This window comes from Pseudomonas sp. R1-15 (assembly GCF_051132085.1).
GTDB lineage: Bacteria > Pseudomonadota > Gammaproteobacteria > Pseudomonadales > Pseudomonadaceae > Aquipseudomonas.
Genome location: NZ_CP071660.1, coordinates 2,298,557 through 2,318,754, shown reverse-complemented (window position 1 = coordinate 2,318,754; position 20,198 = coordinate 2,298,557). Strand labels below are relative to the sequence as shown.

26 protein-coding genes are annotated in these 20,198 nt (G+C 61.0%); 16 read left to right on the top strand and 10 right to left on the bottom strand.

Features of this window, described 5'->3' with window-relative positions:
- Positions 1-28 precede the first annotated feature (28 nt).
- Complete coding sequence (locus J3P97_RS10655) at positions 29-565, bottom strand: DUF4946 domain-containing protein (RefSeq protein ID WP_434674536.1); 537 nt, start codon at positions 563-565, stop codon at positions 29-31.
- 193 nt (positions 566-758) lie between these two features.
- On the opposite strand from J3P97_RS10655, the gene gloA reads away from it, so the two are divergent.
- Positions 759-1,280 (top strand): lactoylglutathione lyase, encoded by a 522-nt coding sequence (gene gloA / locus J3P97_RS10650; protein WP_434603941.1) that lies wholly within the window; start codon positions 759-761, stop codon positions 1,278-1,280.
- A gap of 190 nt (positions 1,281-1,470) precedes the next feature.
- On the opposite strand, the gene ahpF is transcribed toward gloA, so the two are convergent.
- The 4 genes from ahpF to galU all read right to left on the bottom strand — a co-directional run bounded on the left by ahpF (position 1,471) and on the right by galU (position 6,408).
- Positions 1,471-3,033, bottom strand: a complete 1,563-nt coding sequence (gene ahpF / locus J3P97_RS10645; protein ID WP_305495341.1) for an alkyl hydroperoxide reductase subunit F — start codon at positions 3,031-3,033, stop codon at positions 1,471-1,473.
- Positions 3,034-3,156: 123 nt separating this feature from the next.
- Entirely contained in the window at positions 3,157-3,720 is a 564-nt protein-coding gene (gene ahpC / locus J3P97_RS10640; RefSeq protein WP_011061677.1) for an alkyl hydroperoxide reductase subunit C, read from the bottom strand.
- A 232-nt stretch (positions 3,721-3,952) separates the two neighbouring features.
- Positions 3,953-5,308 carry a glutathione-disulfide reductase gene (gene gorA, locus J3P97_RS10635; protein WP_434674535.1) on the bottom strand — a complete coding sequence of 452 codons (1,356 nt, stop codon included), beginning with the start codon at positions 5,306-5,308 and terminating at the stop codon, positions 3,953-3,955.
- A 260-nt stretch (positions 5,309-5,568) separates the two neighbouring features.
- A complete protein-coding gene (gene galU / locus J3P97_RS10630; RefSeq protein WP_039592970.1) occupies positions 5,569-6,408 on the bottom strand; it encodes a UTP--glucose-1-phosphate uridylyltransferase GalU in 840 nt (279 codons plus the stop codon).
- A 232-nt stretch (positions 6,409-6,640) separates the two neighbouring features.
- On the opposite strand from galU, the gene J3P97_RS10625 reads away from it, so the two are divergent.
- On the top strand, positions 6,641-6,856 hold the full coding sequence (locus J3P97_RS10625; protein ID WP_305495356.1) for a hypothetical protein: 216 nt from the start codon (positions 6,641-6,643) through the stop codon (positions 6,854-6,856).
- Between the two features lie 106 nt (positions 6,857-6,962).
- Positions 6,963-7,244 carry a hypothetical protein gene (locus J3P97_RS10620; RefSeq protein ID WP_305495358.1) on the top strand — a complete coding sequence of 94 codons (282 nt, stop codon included), beginning with the start codon at positions 6,963-6,965 and terminating at the stop codon, positions 7,242-7,244.
- Positions 7,245-7,259: 15 nt separating this feature from the next.
- Here the strand turns inward: J3P97_RS10620 and J3P97_RS10615 are convergent, their stop codons facing one another.
- Together J3P97_RS10615 and J3P97_RS10610 are read right to left on the bottom strand one after the other, a co-directional pair.
- Entirely contained in the window at positions 7,260-7,490 is a 231-nt protein-coding gene (locus J3P97_RS10615) for a hypothetical protein (RefSeq protein ID WP_305495360.1), read from the bottom strand.
- Positions 7,491-7,600: 110 nt separating this feature from the next.
- Positions 7,601-7,951, bottom strand: a complete 351-nt coding sequence (locus tag J3P97_RS10610; RefSeq protein ID WP_434568904.1) for a hypothetical protein — start codon at positions 7,949-7,951, stop codon at positions 7,601-7,603.
- Positions 7,952-8,155: 204 nt separating this feature from the next.
- On the opposite strand from J3P97_RS10610, the gene J3P97_RS10605 reads away from it, so the two are divergent.
- The 5 genes from J3P97_RS10605 to ada all read left to right on the top strand — a co-directional run bounded on the left by J3P97_RS10605 (position 8,156) and on the right by ada (position 11,445).
- The gene (locus J3P97_RS10605; protein ID WP_003182962.1) at positions 8,156-8,458 is read left to right on the top strand and encodes a DUF1883 domain-containing protein; all 303 of its coding nucleotides are present in this window, start codon (positions 8,156-8,158) and stop codon (positions 8,456-8,458) included.
- A 30-nt stretch (positions 8,459-8,488) separates the two neighbouring features.
- A complete protein-coding gene (locus J3P97_RS10600; RefSeq protein ID WP_305495364.1) occupies positions 8,489-8,659 on the top strand; it encodes a hypothetical protein in 171 nt (56 codons plus the stop codon).
- A 238-nt stretch (positions 8,660-8,897) separates the two neighbouring features.
- On the top strand, positions 8,898-9,617 hold the full coding sequence (locus J3P97_RS10595; protein WP_434674100.1) for a 2OG-Fe(II) oxygenase: 720 nt from the start codon (positions 8,898-8,900) through the stop codon (positions 9,615-9,617).
- On the top strand, positions 9,607-10,284 hold the full coding sequence (gene alkB / locus J3P97_RS10590; RefSeq protein ID WP_434674534.1) for a DNA oxidative demethylase AlkB: 678 nt from the start codon (positions 9,607-9,609) through the stop codon (positions 10,282-10,284). The genes J3P97_RS10595 and alkB overlap by 11 nt, the downstream gene beginning before the upstream one ends.
- A gap of 87 nt (positions 10,285-10,371) precedes the next feature.
- On the top strand, positions 10,372-11,445 hold the full coding sequence (gene ada, locus J3P97_RS10585) for a bifunctional DNA-binding transcriptional regulator/O6-methylguanine-DNA methyltransferase Ada (RefSeq protein WP_434674099.1): 1,074 nt from the start codon (positions 10,372-10,374) through the stop codon (positions 11,443-11,445).
- Here ada and J3P97_RS10580 read toward each other — a convergent pair.
- A complete protein-coding gene (locus J3P97_RS10580) occupies positions 11,409-11,897 on the bottom strand; it encodes a GyrI-like domain-containing protein (protein WP_434603932.1) in 489 nt (162 codons plus the stop codon). The two genes, ada and J3P97_RS10580, sit on opposite strands and share 37 nt — an antisense overlap.
- A gap of 148 nt (positions 11,898-12,045) precedes the next feature.
- Between J3P97_RS10580 and J3P97_RS10575 the strand changes: the two genes are divergently transcribed.
- The 8 genes from J3P97_RS10575 to J3P97_RS10540 all read left to right on the top strand — a co-directional run bounded on the left by J3P97_RS10575 (position 12,046) and on the right by J3P97_RS10540 (position 18,479).
- Complete coding sequence (locus J3P97_RS10575; RefSeq protein WP_434674098.1) at positions 12,046-13,107, top strand: NAD(P)H-dependent flavin oxidoreductase; 1,062 nt, start codon at positions 12,046-12,048, stop codon at positions 13,105-13,107.
- 217 nt (positions 13,108-13,324) lie between these two features.
- Positions 13,325-14,077 carry a molybdate ABC transporter substrate-binding protein gene (gene modA / locus J3P97_RS10570; protein ID WP_434674097.1) on the top strand — a complete coding sequence of 251 codons (753 nt, stop codon included), beginning with the start codon at positions 13,325-13,327 and terminating at the stop codon, positions 14,075-14,077.
- Positions 14,077-14,757: a molybdate ABC transporter permease subunit gene (gene modB / locus J3P97_RS10565; RefSeq protein ID WP_434674096.1), complete on the top strand. Its 681-nt coding sequence runs from the start codon at positions 14,077-14,079 to the stop codon at positions 14,755-14,757. The genes modA and modB overlap by 1 nt, the downstream gene beginning before the upstream one ends.
- A gap of 3 nt (positions 14,758-14,760) precedes the next feature.
- On the top strand, positions 14,761-15,840 hold the full coding sequence (modC, locus tag J3P97_RS10560; protein WP_434568911.1) for a molybdenum ABC transporter ATP-binding protein: 1,080 nt from the start codon (positions 14,761-14,763) through the stop codon (positions 15,838-15,840).
- A 204-nt stretch (positions 15,841-16,044) separates the two neighbouring features.
- Entirely contained in the window at positions 16,045-17,082 is a 1,038-nt protein-coding gene (locus tag J3P97_RS10555; RefSeq protein ID WP_434674095.1) for a DNA topoisomerase IB, read from the top strand.
- A gap of 135 nt (positions 17,083-17,217) precedes the next feature.
- On the top strand, positions 17,218-17,781 hold the full coding sequence (locus J3P97_RS10550; RefSeq protein WP_039592957.1) for an ATP-dependent Clp protease proteolytic subunit: 564 nt from the start codon (positions 17,218-17,220) through the stop codon (positions 17,779-17,781).
- Positions 17,782-18,010: 229 nt separating this feature from the next.
- Entirely contained in the window at positions 18,011-18,190 is a 180-nt protein-coding gene (locus J3P97_RS10545) for a general stress protein (RefSeq protein WP_186614672.1), read from the top strand.
- Positions 18,168-18,479 (top strand): hypothetical protein, encoded by a 312-nt coding sequence (locus J3P97_RS10540; RefSeq protein WP_434568913.1) that lies wholly within the window; start codon positions 18,168-18,170, stop codon positions 18,477-18,479. The genes J3P97_RS10545 and J3P97_RS10540 overlap by 23 nt, the downstream gene beginning before the upstream one ends.
- A gap of 171 nt (positions 18,480-18,650) precedes the next feature.
- On the opposite strand, the gene J3P97_RS10535 is transcribed toward J3P97_RS10540, so the two are convergent.
- Both J3P97_RS10535 and J3P97_RS10530 read right to left on the bottom strand, forming a co-directional pair.
- On the bottom strand, positions 18,651-19,403 hold the full coding sequence (locus tag J3P97_RS10535; protein ID WP_434674094.1) for an OBAP family protein: 753 nt from the start codon (positions 19,401-19,403) through the stop codon (positions 18,651-18,653).
- An 88-nt stretch (positions 19,404-19,491) separates the two neighbouring features.
- The gene (locus J3P97_RS10530; RefSeq protein ID WP_434674093.1) at positions 19,492-20,028 is read right to left on the bottom strand and encodes a DUF3087 family protein; all 537 of its coding nucleotides are present in this window, start codon (positions 20,026-20,028) and stop codon (positions 19,492-19,494) included.
- Positions 20,029-20,198 lie beyond the last annotated feature (170 nt).

Sequence of the window (20,198 nt, the reverse complement as noted above, 5' to 3'; positions counted from 1 at the left end):
CAGTATCAAGCCTTGAGTATTAGACGCATTAGAATTTCAGGCTATTTCTTACAGACTGAACTTCCTCCTGGCTTTGAACAAATACCTGGGCCTGGCCGGCGTAGGACAGCACATACGCCCTGCCCTCTTTTAGCGCAGCAACAAGTGTTTGAGACAACACATGTCTGCCGTTCTGCGTGATCGTGCAAGTGGTTTCCAGCGCTGCAGTCCCGCCCAACAGGGAAGAATGAATCTTATTGCAGACGCTTTGATAACCGCCCTGGAAAAAATCCTTCTGAACGGATTTTCGCATCTCCAGCAACACACCTTGCAAGTTGACCTGATGATCGGGTTCGACGGGCGTGGTTGTCAGTTCCATCACCATCACCGCATTACCCGCGGAATCGTTCTTGGTCGCGCGTTCACGACTGATCGACTGCGCAGCCGCCGGCGCGGACGCCTGCGCGGGGAGCGATTCGACTACCCAGCCCGATGGCCATGCAACCTGCGGTTCGAGCGCAAGGGCACCGCTACTCGCAATGCCGGCTGACAAGAGAATGAACAGCGTAAGACAAGGTCGAATCATTGCGTTGCACTCAAGGACGAATCGTAAAGTCTGAAGCCCGCCGCAGCACCAGGCAATAGCCACACGCGGTTTGGCGATGGCGCGCGCCTTGCGTATCATGAACGCACCTGCAAGGAAGCCATCTGACGCAAGCCCAGGAACCGTCGCAGCCCGGTTGCGACGCCGTTTGCCCCACTTATTTTCCGGAGGGCCCATGAGCCTGCACGAACTCGACACTTTCCCAGGCGTTACTGCCCAGCCCGACGCCGCCACGGCCAGATTCGTCTTCAACCACACCATGCTGCGGGTCAAGGACATCACCAAGTCCCTCGATTTCTACACCCGTGTACTGGGTTTCTCGCTGGTGGAAAAACGCGACTTTCCCGAAGCCGAATTCAGCCTTTATTTCCTCGCACTGGTCGACAAGAGCCAGATCCCGGCAGACGCCGCGGCGCGTACCGAGTGGATGAAGTCGATCCCCGGCATCCTCGAACTGACGCATAACCATGGCACCGAAAACGATCCGGCGTTTGCCTACCACAACGGCAACAGCGACCCGCGCGGTTTCGGCCACATCTGCATCTCGGTGCCGGACGTCGTCGCCGCCTGCGAGCGCTTCGAAGCGCTGGGCTGCGACTTCCAGAAGCGCCTGAGCGATGGCCGCATGAAGAGCCTGGCGTTCATCAAGGACCCGGATGGCTACTGGGTCGAGATCATTCAGCCTGCACCGCTGTAGACCTCACGGCCTTCTCCTTATGGTGGAGCCCTTGTGGGAGCGAGCCTGCTCGCGAAGGCGGCGGATCAGTTGACAATGACGTAGCTGACACACCGCTTCGCGAGCAGGCTCGCTCCCACAGGGTTATGCATGATCCAAAAAAAAACCCATGAGCCGTGGCCCATGGGGTTTGTTTTTCCAGCGGCTGGCGTCAGGCCGGGGCGGACGTACGGATCAGGTGATCGAAGGCGCTCAACGAAGCCTTGGCACCCTCTCCCACGGCGATCACGATCTGCTTGTACGGCACGGTGGTCACGTCACCGGCGGCGAACACACCCGGAATCGAGGTTTCACCGCGGGCATCGACGATGATCTCGCCACGCGGCGACAGCTCGACGGTGCCCTTGAGCCAATCGGTGTTTGGCAACAGGCCGATCTGCACGAAGATGCCTTCCAGCGTCACGTCGCGCACTTCACCGCTTGGACGGTCCTTGTAGCGCAAACCGTTGACCTTCTGGCCGTCGCCCGTCACTTCGGTGGTCTGGGCGTTGGTGATCACCGTCACGTTCGGCAGGCTGTGCAGTTTGCGCTGCAACACCGCGTCGGCACGCAATTGCACGTCGAACTCCAGCAAGGTGACATGAGCCACGATACCTGCGAGGTCGATAGCCGCTTCGACGCCGGAGTTGCCGCCGCCGATCACCGCTACGCGCTTGCCTTTGAACAGCGGACCGTCACAGTGCGGGCAGTACGCCACGCCCTTGTTGCGGTATTGCTGCTCGCCCGGCACGTTCATTTCACGCCAGCGGGCACCGGTCGCCAGGATCACGGTCCTGGCCTTGAGGCTCGCACCGCTGGCGAACTTGATCTCATGCAGCCCGCCGTCTTTGCCAGCGACCAAAGCGTCGGCACGTTGCAGGTTCATGATGTCGACGTCGTACTGCTTGACGTGCTCTTCCAGGGCGACGGCCAGTTTCGGGCCTTCGGTTTCCTGGACCGAGATGAAGTTCTCGATCGCCATGGTGTCGAGCACCTGGCCGCCGAAACGCTCGGCCGCGACGCCGGTGCGGATGCCTTTACGGGCCGCGTAGATCGCTGCCGAAGCACCGGCCGGGCCACCGCCGACCACCAGTACATCAAAAGCATCCTTGGCGCTGATCTTCTCGGCCTGACGCTCGATGCCGCTGGTGTCGATCTTGGCGAGGATTTCTTCCAGGCCCATGCGGCCCTGGCCGAAGTTCACGCCGTTCAGGTAGATGCTCGGCACCGCCATGATCTGGCGTTCGTCGACTTCGGCCTGGAACAGCGCGCCGTCGATGGCGACGTGACGGATGTTCGGGTTCAGCACCGCCATCAGGTTCAACGCCTGGACCACGTCCGGGCAGTTCTGGCATGACAGCGAGAAATACGTCTCGAAGTTGAACTCGCCCTTGAGCGAGCGGATCTGTTCGATCACTTCGACACTGGCCTTCGAAGGGTGGCCGCCGACTTGCAGCAGGGCCAGCACCAGCGAAGTGAATTCGTGCCCCATGGGAATGCCGGCGAAGCGCAGGCTGATATCGGCTCCCGGGCGATTCAACGAGAACGATGGCTTGCGCGCATCAGTACCGTTGTCGAGCAAGGTAATCTGGTTGGAAAGACTGGCAACGTCTTTGAGTAATGCAAGCATTTCCTGGGATTTCGCACCGTCGTCGAGGGATGCAACGATCTCGATCGGCTGGGTGACCCGTTCCAGGTATGACTTCAACTGAGCTTTAAGATTGGCGTCCAACATACGGGCGATTTCCATGTTTGAATTTCAGAAAAAACAACGCCCGAGCGAATCTCGCCCGGGCGTTTTTTGGGGCGAAGCGGCTTACTTGGCTAAGAGCGAATCGCCCTCGGATAACGCACTGGTTTAGATCTTGCCGACCAGGTCCAGGGACGGAGCCAGAGTGGCCTCGCCTTCTTTCCACTTGGCTGGGCAGACTTCGCCTGGGTGGGCAGCAACGTACTGAGCAGCCTTGATCTTGCGCAGCAGCTCGGAAGCGTCACGGCCTACACCGCCGTCGTTGATTTCAACGATCTTGATCTGGCCTTCCGGGTTGATCACGAAAGTACCGCGATCCGCCAGACCGGCTTCTTCGATCAGCACGTCGAAGTTGCGGGAGATGGCCAGGGTCGGGTCGCCGATCATGGTGTACTGGATCTTGCCGATGGCTGGCGAGGTGTTGTGCCAGGCAGCGTGGGCGAAGTGAGTGTCGGTCGACACGCTGTAGATCTCGACACCCAGCTTCTGGAACTCGGCGTAGTTGTCGGCGAGGTCTTCCAGTTCGGTTGGGCAAACGAAGGTGAAGTCAGCCGGGTAGAAGAACACGACAGACCACTTGCCTTTCAGGTCGGCGTCCGAGACTTCGACGAATGCGCCGTTTTTGAAAGCGGTAGCTTTGAACGGTTTAACTTGGCTGTTGATGATAGGCATCGTTGACTCTCCGTCAGGGGTTGAGAAGTTGATGAAGTGAATCTTAGCCACTCATGCCGCCGCTGGCTCATTGGCAAAGCTCATGCGAATGATTGGTTTTGGCTATCAGGAATCTATATAGATAAAAGAAATCTGTGGACCTGCCACAGGCGACCCTTTGTTGATCGCGGCAGTTGCCAAACAGTTCACAAGGCTGGACCGATGGATCACAGCCTTGGTTCGCAGGCGCCAATCAGGCGGTTGGCGTGCGCATGGTGACGAATTCTTCGGCGGCGGTTGGGTGCACGCCAATGGTCTCGTCGAAGTCGCGCTTGGTGGCCCCGGCCTTGAGGGCGATCGCCAGGCCCTGGACAATTTCCCCGGCGTCCGGCCCGACCATGTGGCAACCCAGCACCTTGTCGGAGCTGGCATCGACCACCAGCTTCATCAGCGTGCGCTCCTGGCACTCGGTGAGAGTCAGCTTCATCGGCCGGAAACGGCTTTCGAAAATCTGCACCTCATGGCCCTCCTCCCGTGCCTGCTCTTCAGTCAGGCCAACGGTGCCGATGTTTGGCAGGCTGAACACGGCCGTGGGAATCATCCGGTAATCCACCAGACGGTATTGCTCGGGCTTGAACAGGCGCCGCGCCACTGCCATGCCTTCGGCCAGTGCGACGGGGGTCAACTGCACGCGACCGATCACGTCGCCAATCGCCAGGATCGACGGCTCGGCGGTCTCGTACTTTTCGTTGACCTGCACAAAACCCTTGTCGTCCAGCGTGACGCCGGTGTTTTCCAGGCCGAGGTTGTCCAGCATCGGGCGGCGGCCAGTGGCGTAGAACACGCAATCGGTGACCAGCGTGCGACCGTCCTTGAGCGTCACCTTCAGGCTGCCGTCGGCTTCCTTGTCGATGCGCTGGATGTCGGCCTTGAATTGCAGGTCGAGGCCACGGCGTTGCAGCTCTTCGGCCAGGTGTTTGCGCACCGCGCCGTCGAAACCGCGCAAGAACAGGTCGCCGCGATACAGCAAGGAGGTCTGCGCGCCCATGCCATGGAAAATCCCGGCGAACTCCACCGCGATATAGCCGCCACCGACCACCAGCATGCGCTTGGGCAGCGACTTGAGGAAAAACGCCTCGTTGGAACTGATGGCGTGCTCGCGCCCGGGAATCTCCGGGATCACCGGCCAGCCGCCCGTGGCGATCATGATGTGCTGTGCGGTGTGGCGCTGGCCGTTGATTTCCACTTCGTGAGGGCCGGTAATCTTCGCGTGACCTTCATGCAGCGTGACACCGCTGTTGACCAGCAGGTTGCGATAGATGCCGTTGAGGCGATCGATCTCGCGATCCTTGTTGGCGATCAGCGTGGCCCAGTCGAAACTCGCCTTGCCCGCTGTCCAGCCATAGGCCGACGCTTGCTCGAAGTCCTCGGCGTAATGCGCGCCGTAGACCAGCAGTTTTTTCGGCACGCAGCCGACATTCACGCAGGTGCCGCCCAGGTAGCGGCTTTCCGCCACGGCCACCTTGGCTCCAAAACCGGCGGCAAACCGTGCGGCTCGAACACCGCCGGAACCGGCGCCAATCACATACAGGTCAAAATCGTAGACCATCATTCATCTCCTTCGGCAGGCCGTCAGCATACCTGCTGTTCCTGCATGGAGCAGCCCGATCGGGCAGCGATGGAAATGATTATGGGGGCGCAAGCGCAAAAGCCAACCGGCATTTCGCAGGTCGCCTTTGTGGCGAGGGAGCTTGCTCCCGCTCGGCTGCGAAGCAGTCGCAATTCAACGAGGATTCAGCGTCTGGAGCGGCAGGCAAAAAAAACGCCCCGAACCAGTCGGGGCGTTTTTTCAAGGCGCGGTGCAGGCTATCAGTAAGCCTTGCCGGTCTTGTAGAAGTTCTCGAAGCAGAAGTTGGTCGCGTCGATGTAACCTTCGGCGCCACCGCAGTCGAAACGCTTGCCCTTGAACTTGTAGGCCATTACGCAGCCGTTCTGGGCTTGTTTCATCAGGGCGTCGGTGATCTGGATTTCGCCGCCCTTGCCTGGCTCGGTCTGTTCGATCAGGTCGAAGATGTCCGGAGTCAGGATGTAGCGGCCGATGATCGCCAGGTTCGACGGTGCGTCTTCAGGCTTTGGCTTCTCGACCATGCTGTGAACCCGGTAGATGTCTTCGCGGATCATCTCGCCGGCGATCACACCGTACTTGTTGGTTTCCTGCGGATCCACTTCCTGGATCGCCACGATGGAGCAGCGGAACTGCTTGTACAGCTTGACCATCTGGGTCAGTACGCCGTCGCCTTCGAGGTTGACGCACAAGTCGTCCGCCAGCACCACGGCGAACGGTTCGTCACCGATCAGCGGGCGACCGGTCAGGATCGCGTGGCCCAGGCCTTTCATTTCGGTCTGGCGGGTATAGGAGAACGAGCACTCGTCCAGCAGCTTGCGGATGCCGACCAGGTATTTTTCCTTGTCGGTGCCCTTGATCTGGTTTTCCAGCTCGTAGCTGATGTCGAAATGGTCCTCCAGGGCGCGCTTGCCACGGCCGGTGACGATGGAAATTTCCGTCAGGCCTGCGTCAAGGGCTTCTTCGACACCGTACTGGATCAGTGGCTTGTTCACCACCGGCAGCATTTCTTTGGGCATGGCTTTAGTCGCTGGCAGGAAGCGAGTACCGTAACCGGCTGCTGGGAACAAGCATTTCTTGATCATATAAGTCCTTGAAAAGGCGGTATGTACGAGTTTCGGCGCAGTCTAATCAGGCCGCAGGCACCTTACAATGCCCACGCTGGCCAACCGATGCCATCATAGAGAAATAAACCGGCGGATAGTTCAATCGCCTTTCGCTTCGATGGTTCCAGCGGTCCCACTGTACGCCCATGGGCGCTGTTTGCGAGCTTTTGACGTATCATGGCCGCCTTGATCACGCCAACGGGGCAATTAGATGTCGGCAACTCCAAACGCAAACGGTTACTCGGTCAGCCAGGACAAGGACGGCCAGTGGTGGATTACCAATTACCACGGTGAACAGGTCGCCGGCCCCTTGCCCAGCAAGGCCATGGCGGTGGAAGTCGCTGCGGTATTCCAGGATGAGCGCTCTGCCCCGGCGCCCCGGGAGCGCGAAAAAGCTCCGGCACGCAATACTCGCCGCAAGAAATAGTCGGGCCATCCCGCCATTGCCTTGATGAGAACTGTGGTTTAGCTGTACCGGAATGGCCATTCGCTATAATCTCGCGCCATTCCTCCCCCCTCTCGATGACGATCCCATGAAAACACTTCTGGCGCTGTTTACAGTCCTGGCCCTGGCGGGCTGTGCCTCAGCGGAAAAAACCTACCTGGCCAACGGTGAACAAGGCCTGGCCATCGACTGCTCGGGCGAAGCCAATTCCTGGGCGACCTGCTACGAAAAAGCCGATGCGTCCTGCGCCGGCACGGGTTATCGCATCGTCGGCACCGACGGCACACCACAAGCCAAGGAAAGCGAAAAGACTCTGGGGGTCGACGTGGGCAACTTCAGCAGCCGCAGTGTCGTCGTGGTGTGCAAATAAAAGTGGGCAAATAAACTAGATGTGAATCTCGGCGAACTTGATCCCCAGGCCCCGCAAGGTCTCGATCAGGTCGTCGAGCCGGGAGAAGGATTCAACTTCGTCCTGGTCGTCCACCAGGAAAAAACTGCGTCCGGCGCTTTTCTTGAAGAACACAATCCACTCGCCCGGGCTCCCAGGGTTCTGGATCACGTGGGTGGCGCAGATCAGGCCTTCTGCATGGCGCTCGCGCACCTGTTCGCGTTTCATTGACCGGGCTCCATAAATGACAATGCCGCCAACGGCGACCGTGGCGGCATTCTTGTATCGAGGGTGGCAGTTTAACCGATGCCTGGCGATCCGTCAGGCCGAGCCCACGCTCAACCGGAAATGCAGGCGTTGGCCGCGTCCTGTACATCCCCGGGGCGCACGGGCACGTTGGACATGCTTTCATGCAGCTTGATGCTGCTGCCGCTGGAGCGCTCGTCAATGTCGAACACCGCCGCCGGCAGCGCCGACAGCTTGCCGGGAACGATCACCCGAACGCCGTTTTTATGCGGCTCCATTTGCAGCGGGCCACGGCTCTCGAGCAGCTTGTCGGCAACACACCGGGCGTATTCATGGGGCTTCTTTCCGGAGATGACGCTCATGGTGGGCGGTGTCTGGTTGATGTCCGATACCGACGCACATCCACTCAGGGCCAAAGCCAATACCCACACGCTGCGCTTCATACGATTCCTCCGATAAAGACCCTCCGACAGCATAAACACTGCTTTTCTCCCCTGCGCTGCGCTTTTTTACCCAGTGGCCGGTAATAAATCAGCCCAGCCTGGGACAGGGGTCGGATATTAACCCGTGGTGCTGATAAACTGCGCGCCATTATTTGCTTCATCTTCTGTCCTGACCCGGCAAGAAATGCCCTTCTGGAGGCACCCTTGAAATTCATCCACCAGCGCGAGCACCTCAACGAGGACGATATCGTCGTTATCGAATGCTCCCAAATGTGCAACATCCGTTTGATGAACGACGCCAATTTCCGCAGCTTCAAGAACGGTGGCCGGCATACGTACCATGGCGGCGCGTTCGACACGTTCCCGGCACGGATCACCGCACCGAGCACAGGCTTCTGGAACATCACCATCGATACCGTCAACCGTCGCGCCATCAGCGTTACCCGCAAGCCGACCCTGACCCACAAGATCAAGATCATCCGGCGCTCCAGCTCGAAACTGAGCTGAGCAGCGTCCCAGACGAAGACAGGAATAACCGTGGCCCAGACGACCAAATACGTCATCAAGTACAAGCTCAACGGCGAACGCCGCTTCGAGTTCGCGCAGTTGCAAAATGGCACCGAGGAAGAAGCCCTGGCAGAGCTGAAGAAGCTGCATGGCGAGAGCGATGATGTGATCAGCGACCTCAAGGTCAGCAAGGCCCTCTGAACGGCGGGACAAAATGCCTTTCGTGGCGAGGGAGCTTGCTCCCGCTCGGCTGCGCAGCAGTCGTAAAACGCATTGACGCGGTACATCATAATGGCTTCATCTGCCTGATTGGGGCGGCTGCGCCACCCAGCGGGAGCAAGCTCCCTCGCTACAGAAAGCTCATCACACCGCAAGAATCGGGGTGCGGGCGACGCAGTAGTGCTCAGACTGGGCAGTCCTCCCATTCAGGATTGCAATCATGCCCTCTGAGTCCTCCCTGCCCCGCCCCATCGCCGACCTCGACTGGCCCGCCCTGGAACAAAGCCTCGACAAGGACGGCTGCGCGATCATTCGCAACCTGCTGCCGGCAGCGCTGTGCCTGCAGCTGCGAGGCTTGTACAGCGACCCGGGGCTGTTTCGCTCCCGGGTGGTGATGGCCCGTCATGGATTCGGACGCGGCGAGTACCAGTACTTTGCTTATCCGCTGCCCGAGGTCGTCCAGCAATTACGTCAATCGCTGTATGCCCGGCTGGTGCCGCTGGCCAATCGCTGGAACGATTGCATGGGCCTGCCTGTGCGCTATCCCGACCGGCACGCCGATTTCATCCGGCGCTGCCACGACGCCGGCCAACAACGCCCTACGCCGCTACTGCTGCAATATGGCCCGCAGGACTACAATTGCCTGCATCAGGACCTGTACGGCGAGCACGTATTCCCATTGCAGGTGGCGATCCTGCTGGCGGAGCCGGGCGAGGACTTTACTGGCGGCGAATTTGTCCTCACCGAACAGCGCCCGCGCATGCAGTCACGACCACAGGTCATCGATCTGAAACAGGGCGACGCCGTGGTATTCGCCGTACACCAGCGACCCGTCAACGGCGTTCGCGGTTATTATCGAGTGAACCTGCGCCATGGCGTCAGCCGCTTGCACAGCGGCCGCCGGCATACACTTGGGATCATTTTTCATGATGCGCAATGACCTCACGCCCATCACCCTGGATCTGTTCGCCGATCAACCGCCCACCACGCCCGGCGAGGTCGAACAGATCGGCCAGCAATCCTTCGTATTACGCGGGTTTGCCCTGCCCTGGCTCGACCGCGTGCTGCCGGCGCTGGAAAGCGTCTTGCAAGCGGCGCCATTCCGGCAGATGGTCACGCCCGGCGGCTTTACCATGTCGGTGGCCTTGACCAGTTGCGGCGCGCTCGGCTGGACCACCGACCGCAGCGGCTATCGCTACACGGCCCACGATCCGCAGACCGGCCAGCCCTGGCCCGACATGCCACAGTTGTTTCGCGAACTGGCCCGTAACGCCGCCCGGCAGGCGGGGTTCGAACACTTCGAGCCCGATGCCTGCCTGATCAACCGCTACGTGCCCGGCGCCCGAATGTCGCTGCACCAGGACAAGAACGAACGCTCCCTGACGGCCCCCGTCGTCTCGCTCTCCCTTGGCCTGCCGGCGATGTTCCAGTTCGGTGGGTTCGAGCGCAGCGACAAAAGCCAGCGCATTGCGCTGTTCCACGGCGACGTCGTGGTCTGGGGCGGTGTGGATCGCTTGCGTTTCCACGGCGTGCTGCCACTCAAGCCGGGAGAGCATCCGACGCTGGGTGCCCAGCGGATCAATCTGACGTTCCGCATGGCCGGATAACAGCGCAGAATTCAACCGCAAGACCCGGAGTGTCGCCACCTGGATGGCTCGCTACTGTAGGCAAAACGGGCCAATGGAATAACGACCATGAACAGCTCTTCAAACACTCTCGCCTCTGAACAGGACCCACGCTGGGCCGCCGTGCTCGCCCGGGATCCGCGCGCCGACGGACAATTTGTCTATGGCGTGAAAACCACCGGCATCTATTGCCACCCCAGCAGCCTGTCGCGCCTGCCCAACCCGCGTAACGTCGAATTCTTCGACACACCGGAACAGGCCCAGGCGGCCGGTTATCGTCCCAGCAAACGCGTGGCCAGGGACCAGACCCAGATCGCCGCGCAACAGGCCGCCCGGGTCGCGGCCGCCTGCCGGCAGATCGAGGCCGCCGAGGAACTGCCAGGCCTGAATGAACTGGCGCTGAGCGCGGGTTTGAGCCCTTTTCATTTCCATCGCGTTTTCAAGTCTGTCACCGGCCTGACGCCCAGGGCCTACGCCGCCGCCCACCGCTCGCGCAAAGTGCGCGAACGCCTGGCCGAAGCCGGGACGGTGACCGAGGCGCTGTATGACGCCGGTTTCAATTCCAACAGCCGCTTCTATGAAGCCGCCGACAAAGTCCTCGGCATGAAACCGGCCGACTACCGCGCCGCCGGGCAGAACACCGACATTCGCTTCGCCGTCGGCCAGTGCTCCCTGGGGGCGATCCTGGTGGCGCAAAGCGACCGTGGCGTGTGCGCGATTCTGCTGGGGGATGATCCGGACGCACTGGTGCGCGACCTGCAGGACAAATTCCGCCGCGCCAACCTCATCGGCGCCGACCGGGAATTCGAGCAGTTGATTGCCCAGGTCGTGGGGTTCATCGAAGCGCCGGCCCTGGGCCTCGACCTGCCGCTGGACCTGCGCGGCACGGCCTTTCAGGAACGGGTCTGGCAGGCCCTGCGGGAGATTCCGCCGGGCAGCACCGCCAGCTACGCCGAGATCGCCCAGCGCATCGGCCTGCCCAAGGCCGTTCGCGCCGTGGCCCAGGCCTGCGGCGCCAACAGCCTCGCCGTGGCGATCCCCTGCCACCGTGTGGTGCGCAGCGACGGCAACCTCTCGGGCTATCGCTGGGGCGTCGAGCGCAAGCGTCAGTTGCTGGCGCTGGAACGCTCGTCCGCAGACTGAACGCCGATATAGATCGCCACCGAGTCGGGCGCGTTGTAGACCTCGAAATCGGTGGTGAACCGGCGCACGGTCTGCGGATTATCGGCGAAGTACGCCCAGATCAGGCCCCAGGCCTGGATCACGCAATCGGGCATCGGCCCCTTGGCTGAAAACACCAGGTAGTCCCCGCCCTCGACGTCCACGGCGGGGTAACCTGCGCTCGTGGCATCGACCTGCACACCGGCCGTCACGTTGAAGTAGCCGGTGGCATCGGACTCGTAATCGGAATACACCCCATAGACGAACGACTCGGACTGCCGGGCCGGAACGTTTTCGAACAGCCCTTCAGTGAAGAACTGCTGCCACATCGGGCCGATCTTTGCCGTGTCGCCTTGCTGCTCGTCGGCATTGCGGGTGCGCACCTGCAAACCGGCGACGGTGAAGGGTTCGACAGTCTTGAGTTTCACGTCCATGGATCGAGTTCCTTGATGGGGGAAACCGCATGGTACCCATCCCTTTGCCCGGATCAAACCCGAACATCGATTGAAAAACTCGACTGGTCCTGGCCGGGCGACACCTGCTAAAAACACGCTTTCCTTCTGCCGTCGGAGACACCCGAACATGAGTCAGTGGCCAGACACCCGCATTCTCGACCTGCTCGGCATCGAGCTGCCCATCATCCAGGGGCCTCTGGCCGGCGTAACCGGTCCGGCCATGGTAGTCGCCACCTGCAATGCCGGCGGGCTGGGCTCGATGCCGGCGGCGATGCTCGACGTGGAGCAACTGCGCCAGGCGTTGACGACCATCAGCGAACAGACCGAAAAACCGTTCAACGTGAATTTTTTCTCGCACCAGCCACCGGCGTTCGATGAACAACGGGCCGAGGCCTGGAAACAGCGGCTCAAGCCTTATTACGAAGAACTGGGCGCCGACTTCGAAGCGCCGACGCCGGTGTCCAATCGCACCCCGTTCGATGATGCGGCCTGTCGCGTGCTGGAGGAACTGCGGCCCAAGGTGGTCAGCTTCCACTTCGGCCTGCCGGAAAAATCCTTGCTGGATCGGGTCAAGGCCACCGGCGCGAAAATCCTCTCCTCGGCCACCACCGTCGAAGAAGCCATCTGGCTCGAACAGCATGGCTGCGACGCGATCATCGCCATGGGCTACGAGGCCGGCGGTCATCGCGGGATGTTCCTGAGCGAGGACCTCAACACCCAGGTGGGTCTGTTCGCCCTGCTGCCGCAAGTGGTGGATGCGGTGAAGGTGCCGGTGATCGCCACCGGCGGGATCGGCGACGCGCGCGGGATTGTCGCGGCGTTTGCCCTGGGGGCGTCGGCGGTGCAGTTGGGCAGCGCTTATCTGTTCACACCGGAAGCCAAGGTCACACCTTCCCACCACCGGGCGCTACGCACGGCCAGGGAAAGCCAGACCGCCGTTACCAACCTGTTCACCGGCCGCCCGGCCCGGGGCATCGTCAACCGGGTGATGCGCGAGGTCGGCCCGATGAGCCCGCTCGCGCCGGCTTTCCCCCTGGCGGGCGGCGCCTTGATGCCGCTGCGGGCGAAAGACGAAGCGGATTTCGCCAACCTCTGGGCCGGCCAGGCCTTCCCCCTGGGGCGTGAGCTGCCGAGCGGCGAACTGACCCGGCGCTTGGCCGAAGAAGCGCTGGCGCGGTTCAAGGGCTGACTTGGTCGACTGACGCCTTCGCGAGCAGGCTCGCTCCCACAGGGTTTTGTGTCGGATCTGATCCCGCATCCACCGTAGATCCAGTGTGGGAGCGAGCCTGCTCGCGAAGGCGGTGGCCCTGTCACCGCAAATTCCCAGCAAAATGCCGCGTTCCGTTTCCCAGACATTCGCTATATATTCCGCTATATAGCGAACCCATCCCCACGGAACCCTGCCCATGCGCTCGAACCCTTTCGCCCCGCTGCTGCTGGCTACCTGCTTTTGTGTCAGTGCCGCTCAAGCCGACGAGGTGCAGGTAGCCGTCGCTGCCAACTTCACTGCGCCGATACAGGCCATCGCCGCCGATTTCGAAAAAGACACCGGCCACAAACTGATAGCCGCCTATGGCGCGACCGGGCAGTTTTATACGCAGATCCAGAATGGTGCGCCCTTCGAAGTCTTCCTCGCCGCCGACGACACCACCCCGGCCAGGCTCGAAAGCGAAGGCGCTACCGTCAAGGGCTCGCGCTTCACCTACGCCATCGGCACGTTGGCGCTGTGGTCGGCCAAGGACAACTACGTCGACAACCGGGGCCAGGTCCTGCGCGACAATGCATTCACGCACCTGTCCATCGCCAACCCCAAAACCGCGCCGTATGGCCTGGCCGCGACCCAGGTCCTGGAAAAACTCGGGCTGTCCGCGCCGGTGAAGAACAAGCTCGTCGAAGGCCAGAACATCACCCAGGCCTATCAGTTCGTTTCCACCGGCAACGCCGAACTGGGCTTCGTCGCCCTGTCCCAGGTGTACAAGGACGGCAAGCTGGCAAGCGGTTCGGCATGGATCGTCCCGGCCGAGCTGCATGATCCGATCAAACAGGACGCGGTGATTCTCGCTAAAGGCCGGGACAACCCTGCCGCCCTGGCCTTGATGGAATACCTCAAGGGCCCGCAAGCCGCCGCCATCATCCAGTCCTTCGGTTATCAACGCTGATGCCGCTGACCGGCGCCGATTACGCGGCCATCTGGTTGACGCTGAAACTGGCGTCGCTGACCACGGTGATCCTGCTGCTCATCGGCACACCCATCGCCCTGTGGCTGTCGCGCACCCGATCCTGGCTGCGCGGGCCGGTGGGCGCGGTGGTGGCCCTGCCGCTGGTGTTGCCGCCCACCGTGATTGGCTTTTATCTGTTGCTGGCATTGGGTCCGAACGGCTGGATCGGCCAGTTCACCCAGGCTCTCGGCCTGGGCACCCTCACCTTCAGCTTTACCGGGTTGGTGATCGGCTCGGTAATCTATTCCATGCCGTTTGTTGTCCAGCCCTTGCAGAACGCGTTTTCCGGCATCGGCAATCGTCCATTGGAAGTCGCCGCCACGCTGCGAGCAGGCCCGTGGGACACTTTTTTCCACGTTATCCTACCCTTGGCCCGACCCGGTTTTATCACCGCGGCGATTCTCGGTTTCGCCCACACGGTCGGTGAATTCGGCGTGGTGCTGATGATCGGCGGCAACATCCCGGAAAAGACCCGGGTGGTGTCGGTGCAGATCTACGACCATGTCGAAGCCCTCGAATATGCCCAGGCCCATTGGCTGGCGGCGGCGATGCTGGGGTTTTCCTTCCTGGTGCTGCTGGCGCTGTACTCCAGCCGCCGAACCCGTGCCGGCTGGAGCTGAGCGATGATCCAGGCAAGATTTCAACTCGACCACGGCGACTTTTTCCTCGACCTGGACGTGCAATTGCCTGGCCGTGGGGTGACGGCGCTGTACGGCGAATCCGGCTCTGGCAAGACCACCTGCCTGCGCTGCATCGCCGGCCTGGAGCGACCCTCACAGGGCTTCATCGAGGTCAATGGTGAGGTCTGGCAAGACAGTGAGCGCGGCGTATTCGTGCCACCTCATCAGCGCGCGCTGGGCTATGTTTTCCAGGAGGCGAGCCTGTTTGACCACCTGTCGGTACGCGACAATCTGGCGTTCGGCCTCAAACGCGTAGCACCGGCGCAACGGCGCGTGGACATGAACCACGCGACGGAACTGCTCGGCATCGGTCACCTTCTCGACAGGCAACCCCATAACCTCTCCGGCGGCGAACGCCAGCGCGTCGGCATCGCCCGCGCCTTGCTGACCAGCCCGCGACTGCTGTTGATGGACGAGCCACTGGCGGCCCTCGATACGCGGCGCAAAAACGAAATCCTGCCTTACCTGCAACGACTCCACGATGAACTGGACATCCCGGTGCTGTACGTCAGCCATTCCCAGGACGAAGTCGCGCGCCTGGCTGATCACATCGTGCTGCTCGATGCCGGGCGCGCCCTGGCCAGCGGGCCGATCGCCGAGACCCTGGCGCGACTCGACCTGCCATTGGCCCAGGGCGATGACGCGGGCGTGGTGATCCAGGGCAAAGTCAGCGCCCATGACCCGCAATACCAGCTACTCACCCTGACCCTGCCCGACAGCCAGCTGCAAGTGCGTGTCGCCCATCAGCCGATGGCTGTCGGCCGGCCGTTGCGGTTCAAGGTACAGGCGCGGGATGTCAGCCTGAGCCTGGCGAACGATGCACAGACCAGCATTCTCAATCGCCTGCCGGTGACGGTCGTCAGCGAACTGGCGGGCGACAACGCGGCTCATGTACTGATCCGGCTGGAGGCCGCTGGCACGCCGTTGCTGGCGCGGATTACCCGGTATTCCCGGGATCAGTTGAAGCTGCATCCGGGGCAGATGCTGTGGGCGCAGATCAAGGCGGTGGCGGTGTTGGCGTAGGTATCGACACAGCCCCTGTGGGAGCGAGCTTGCTCGCGATGGGGCCGGTACATCCAACATCCCCGTGTCAGACAAACCGCTATCGCGAGCAAGCTCGCTCCCACAGGGGACTGGACTGTGCCGACGTGAGAATCTCGGCACGACCGCAACGGGCGGCGGTCAATCAATTCAGAGGCCATTCGAATTCATCGCCAAGGATCAAACATGCCCGACACCCTGCCGCCCGATGCACTCCCGGCTGATCTGCACTACGTCGACGACACCGCCCCGGGCATCACCCGCCGCAAACTGCGGGGCAAGTTCTGTTACTTCGACCCGTCGGGCCAGCGCATTACCGATCCCGCCGAAATCCAGCGGATCAACGCCCTGGCCGTTCCGCCGGCCTACACCGATGTGTGGATCTGTACCGACCCGCGCGGCCACCTCCAGGCCACCGGACGCGACGCCCGAGGACGCAAGCAGTACCGCTACCATTCGCGCTGGCGCGAAGTGCGCGATGCGGACAAGTACTCACGCATGCTCGAATTCGGCCGCACCCTGCCGCGACTGCGCAAACGCCTCGAGGAAATCCTCGCCACGCCCGGTTTCAGCCGCGATAAAGTCCTCGCAACGGTCATCACGCTGCTCGACGTCACGCTGATCCGCGTCGGCAATAGCCAATACGCCCGGGACAACCGTTCCTACGGCCTGACCACGCTGCGCAACAAGCATGTCGCGGTCAACGGCAGCGCCATCGCTTTCCAGTTCCGTGGCAAGAGCGGCGTTGAACACCAGATCACCGTGAAGGACCGACGCCTGGCACGGATCATCAAGCGCTGCCAGGAAATTCCCGGGCAGAACCTGTTCCAGTACCTGGACGAACACAGCGAGCGCCACGCCGTCACCTCTTCGGACATCAACGCCTACCTCAAGACACTCACCGGCGCCGATTTCACCGCCAAGGACTATCGCACCTGGGCAGGCAGCGCGGCGGCGCTGGACGGGCTGCGCACATTGCAGTGGGAAACCGAGACCGAAGCCAAGCGACACGCTGCCGAAATGGTCAGGCAGGTCGCCCGGCAGTTGGGCAATACGCCTGCCGTCTGTCGCAAATGCTACATCCACCCCGCCGTGCTGGAAGGCTTCATGGGCGGTGTGCTGAGCGACCTGCCCAAACCTCGCGAACGCAAGGGACTCAGTGCGCAAGAAGCCGCATTGACAATGTTCCTGCAGCGTATGGCCCAAGCCGTCGAAGCCTGTTGAGCGAAGCGGCGGCTGATTGCCGGACCTGAACAAGCGCATGACGGAAGTGGAACATCCGACAGCCGGTGGACTCCCAACTGTACAGAGCCGCTGATCCGCAGACTCGTCAACGCGTGAAGTCGAGAGGAGTTTCAGATGTCCGAACACATCGTCCATTTCCATTGCCAGATCGACCAGGGGACCACCGAGCGCTTCCGGGACAATTGCCTGGAAGCCATTGAAAAAGGCGCCGACTCGCTGATGCTCAACCTCTCTACCGTCGGTGGCAGCACCAATTTCGGTTTCACCCTCTATACCTTTATCAAATCCCTTCCGGTGCCCGTGCGCGCGGTGAATGCCGGCAATATCGAGTCGATGGGCATCGTCATGTACCTGGCCGCCAGCGACCGCACCACCACCCCGCATTCACGCTTCCTGATACACCCGATGAATTGGTATTTCGGCCAGAAATCAGTGGATCACTCGCGCTTGCGTGAATACCTCTCGAGCCTGGACAACGACGTGGCGCGGTACGTGGAAATCTACGTCAAGGAAACCGCCGGCGCCGCCACGCAACTGGATATCTTCAAATGCCTGTGCGCCGAGGAGCGAGTGATACCGGCGGAAAATTCGTTGGCTTTCGGCATTGCACACCGGGTGGAACAAGTGGTGTTTGCGCCCGAGGCGAAACATTGGAAAGTCAGCGGCGGCGAGGACTGAATCACACCTTCGATGATGAATAAATACAATTTGCCGCCGCTTGCCTTATTAATTAAATCGATGCTGTACAAGTTCAAGCGAGACGGCTGTATAAGTTACCAGGCGTTAATTCTTTAGTTGATACCGTTCGTCGCCAGCGAAACGTTTTTTTTAAACTTCCATCCGCAGATTTCTTTCACAGTACTGCGAGGCACGTTTTACTCGCTTAACCAAAATGAGGATTCTCGAAATGGCTAATAGCGGAAACAAAAACCCAGGTAACTTCGCAAACGACCGAGAGAAAGCATCCGAAGCCGGCAAGAAAGGCGGACATGCTTCCGGCGGAAACTTTGCCAACGACCGGGAAAAAGCCTCTGAAGCCGGTAAGAAAGGTGGCGAACGCAGCCATGGCGGCGGCAGAAAATCGTAACCCGGAAAAACCGTTGGGGCGTAGCGTTGCTGCGCCCTGGCGCTTAAACCTGTCGAGGTCACGAATGAGCCAGGACCGATTCATTGTGAGTTTCATTGCCGACGGCCAGCCCGATAACCGGGTGCTGGCGGCTGACACCGAGACCCTGAGCACCGAAGAAGCCGAGGCACTCTTGAGAGTGACCTTCACCGAATTGAAAAGCGTCGGAATAAGCGACGTCCAAGTTCAGAAAAGAACCAAACCAAACGAAACGGAACATGATGTTCCAGGGCACTTCAAACAGCCGTAATTAATTTATCCCTGCCCCCCGTGGCGAGGGAGCTTGCTCCCGCTGGGCTGCACAGCAGCCCCTGATAATTATCCAATTAAACACAGTATCCGAGTTGATTGCCTTGGGCTGCTACGCAACCCAGCGGGAGCAAGCTCCCTCGCCACAAAAGCATATTCGGCAAATTCGCGTTTAATGAGCATGCCCCGTCGGGTCCTTGATCTGCCACACCTGCCCCTTCTGCCAAGCATCCGCACCGGGATCGATTGTCAGCGCTTCGATTGCCGCGCGGGCGCGTTTTTTCTCTTCGCTGGAGACGCCCATCCGGCTGTCGCGCTCACGCACCAACTGCGGGTCGATCTGGCCGTCGGCGGTAAAGCCCATCATCAGTTGCGGAACACCGTAAGGCAGCGCGTTGCCCTGTTCGGTGTGCCAGGTGTGCCAGGTCTTGCCGTAGGTGCTGACGAGGTTTTTCATCAAGCGGGTTTCCGCCACCTCGGGGATCCCTGGCGCGACCAGTTGCCCGGACTTCACCTCATGCACATGGCTGTGCCACAACTGTTTCTCGCCGGCCGGCAAGCCTTCGAACAAGCGCTTGCTGATGATGTACTCCACGCCCATGAGCTTGGCGTTCGCGGTGTTGGCATCAAAGATGGCGCACTGGAACACTTCTTCGTTCAGTGCCGTGCAGTAGTGATGCGCTTCCATTTGCCCGGACATCCGCCCGTTATAGAAATGGAAGCCATCCAGGTAGGTGTCCAGCGCTTGCAACGGGGGTTTGTTCTGCATGAGCCCCGCCCCGGCTTCCAGCGTCGCGGTGGTCGGGCTCTTCGCGGCTCCTGGCGCGTCCACCGGTGAATGGCTGTCGCCGCCCGCGCAGCCTGCCAACCCCACCGTTGCCACGCAAAGCATGGCCCAGGTTCCTTGAGTGATTTTTCCAGGCATCTCGACTCTCCTTTTCATGACTGTTCATGAGAAAGGCGCCCGTTCACCCGGGTTTGATTTTTTCACCTGAGCAACCGACGAGCGGCCGCTAATCGCGGGCTTTATAGGCCTGTTTCACGGTATCGATCCAGGCCGGGTCAAGGCGCGACTGCTCGGGGTCAAGACCGCGCGCCTGCATGTTCTGCAGATGTTCATCGGCCTCGCGACTCAACGAGGCCTGGTCGCTGGAGTTGGCATCCAGCAGGTGCATCTGGGCCAGGCCCAAGTGATAGAAGCGCAGCAGCTTCATCGCCGCCGGATCCTGGGCCTGCACCCCAGCCTTCACCTGGTGCATCACGTTGGTAACGCTCATCAGGCTGCGCTTGAGCTGCCAGCCGTACACCGCCGCGGTCATCCACGGCTGTTGCCAGAAATACCCGCGCATGAGCGCGGCCATCAGCAGCACGGCGGCGAAAACCCCGCCCACGTTGAAGCGAAAATTATCGCCCCCGGGTGTGCCGAACAGCATCACCGCCAGGCTCGATAGCAGCATCGCCAAGGCCAGGAATACCACGGCGAGGATGAGCGTGCTGCGGCGGGTCTGCTGCCGGTAGGTCACGGCGTCCCACGGTTTGATCTCGAACATCGCGTCGCATTTTCCTTGTGTGGCGTGAAAAGACTCGCGCATTATCGCCTCCCCGGTCGATTTGGCTATGCTGGGGCTCATTTGTGTTGCACCGACCCGAAGGACCCGGATCAAAGTCCATGGCGATACCGCAAGGATCGTGCGATCTTCCTGCGTGGACGTTTTTTCAA

Coding starts and splice junctions, on each gene's coding strand:
- J3P97_RS10655 (WP_434674536.1), bottom strand. CDS start 565: ATGATTCGACCTTGTCTTACGCTGTTCATTCTCTTGTCAGCCGGCATT.
- gloA (WP_434603941.1), top strand. CDS start 759: ATGAGCCTGCACGAACTCGACACTTTCCCAGGCGTTACTGCCCAGCCC.
- ahpF (WP_305495341.1), bottom strand. CDS start 3,033: ATGTTGGACGCCAATCTTAAAGCTCAGTTGAAGTCATACCTGGAACGG.
- ahpC (WP_011061677.1), bottom strand. CDS start 3,720: ATGCCTATCATCAACAGCCAAGTTAAACCGTTCAAAGCTACCGCTTTC.
- gorA (WP_434674535.1), bottom strand. CDS start 5,308: ATGGTCTACGATTTTGACCTGTATGTGATTGGCGCCGGTTCCGGCGGT.
- galU (WP_039592970.1), bottom strand. CDS start 6,408: ATGATCAAGAAATGCTTGTTCCCAGCAGCCGGTTACGGTACTCGCTTC.
- J3P97_RS10625 (WP_305495356.1), top strand. CDS start 6,641: ATGTCGGCAACTCCAAACGCAAACGGTTACTCGGTCAGCCAGGACAAG.
- J3P97_RS10620 (WP_305495358.1), top strand. CDS start 6,963: ATGAAAACACTTCTGGCGCTGTTTACAGTCCTGGCCCTGGCGGGCTGT.
- J3P97_RS10615 (WP_305495360.1), bottom strand. CDS start 7,490: ATGAAACGCGAACAGGTGCGCGAGCGCCATGCAGAAGGCCTGATCTGC.
- J3P97_RS10610 (WP_434568904.1), bottom strand. CDS start 7,951: ATGAAGCGCAGCGTGTGGGTATTGGCTTTGGCCCTGAGTGGATGTGCG.
- J3P97_RS10595 (WP_434674100.1), top strand. CDS start 8,898: ATGCCCTCTGAGTCCTCCCTGCCCCGCCCCATCGCCGACCTCGACTGG.
- alkB (WP_434674534.1), top strand. CDS start 9,607: ATGCGCAATGACCTCACGCCCATCACCCTGGATCTGTTCGCCGATCAA.
- ada (WP_434674099.1), top strand. CDS start 10,372: ATGAACAGCTCTTCAAACACTCTCGCCTCTGAACAGGACCCACGCTGG.
- J3P97_RS10580 (WP_434603932.1), bottom strand. CDS start 11,897: ATGGACGTGAAACTCAAGACTGTCGAACCCTTCACCGTCGCCGGTTTG.
- J3P97_RS10575 (WP_434674098.1), top strand. CDS start 12,046: ATGAGTCAGTGGCCAGACACCCGCATTCTCGACCTGCTCGGCATCGAG.
- modA (WP_434674097.1), top strand. CDS start 13,325: ATGCGCTCGAACCCTTTCGCCCCGCTGCTGCTGGCTACCTGCTTTTGT.
- modB (WP_434674096.1), top strand. CDS start 14,077: ATGCCGCTGACCGGCGCCGATTACGCGGCCATCTGGTTGACGCTGAAA.
- modC (WP_434568911.1), top strand. CDS start 14,761: ATGATCCAGGCAAGATTTCAACTCGACCACGGCGACTTTTTCCTCGAC.
- J3P97_RS10555 (WP_434674095.1), top strand. CDS start 16,045: ATGCCCGACACCCTGCCGCCCGATGCACTCCCGGCTGATCTGCACTAC.
- J3P97_RS10550 (WP_039592957.1), top strand. CDS start 17,218: ATGTCCGAACACATCGTCCATTTCCATTGCCAGATCGACCAGGGGACC.
- J3P97_RS10545 (WP_186614672.1), top strand. CDS start 18,011: ATGGCTAATAGCGGAAACAAAAACCCAGGTAACTTCGCAAACGACCGA.
- J3P97_RS10540 (WP_434568913.1), top strand. CDS start 18,168: ATGGCGGCGGCAGAAAATCGTAACCCGGAAAAACCGTTGGGGCGTAGC.
- J3P97_RS10535 (WP_434674094.1), bottom strand. CDS start 19,403: ATGCCTGGAAAAATCACTCAAGGAACCTGGGCCATGCTTTGCGTGGCA.
- J3P97_RS10530 (WP_434674093.1), bottom strand. CDS start 20,028: ATGTTCGAGATCAAACCGTGGGACGCCGTGACCTACCGGCAGCAGACC.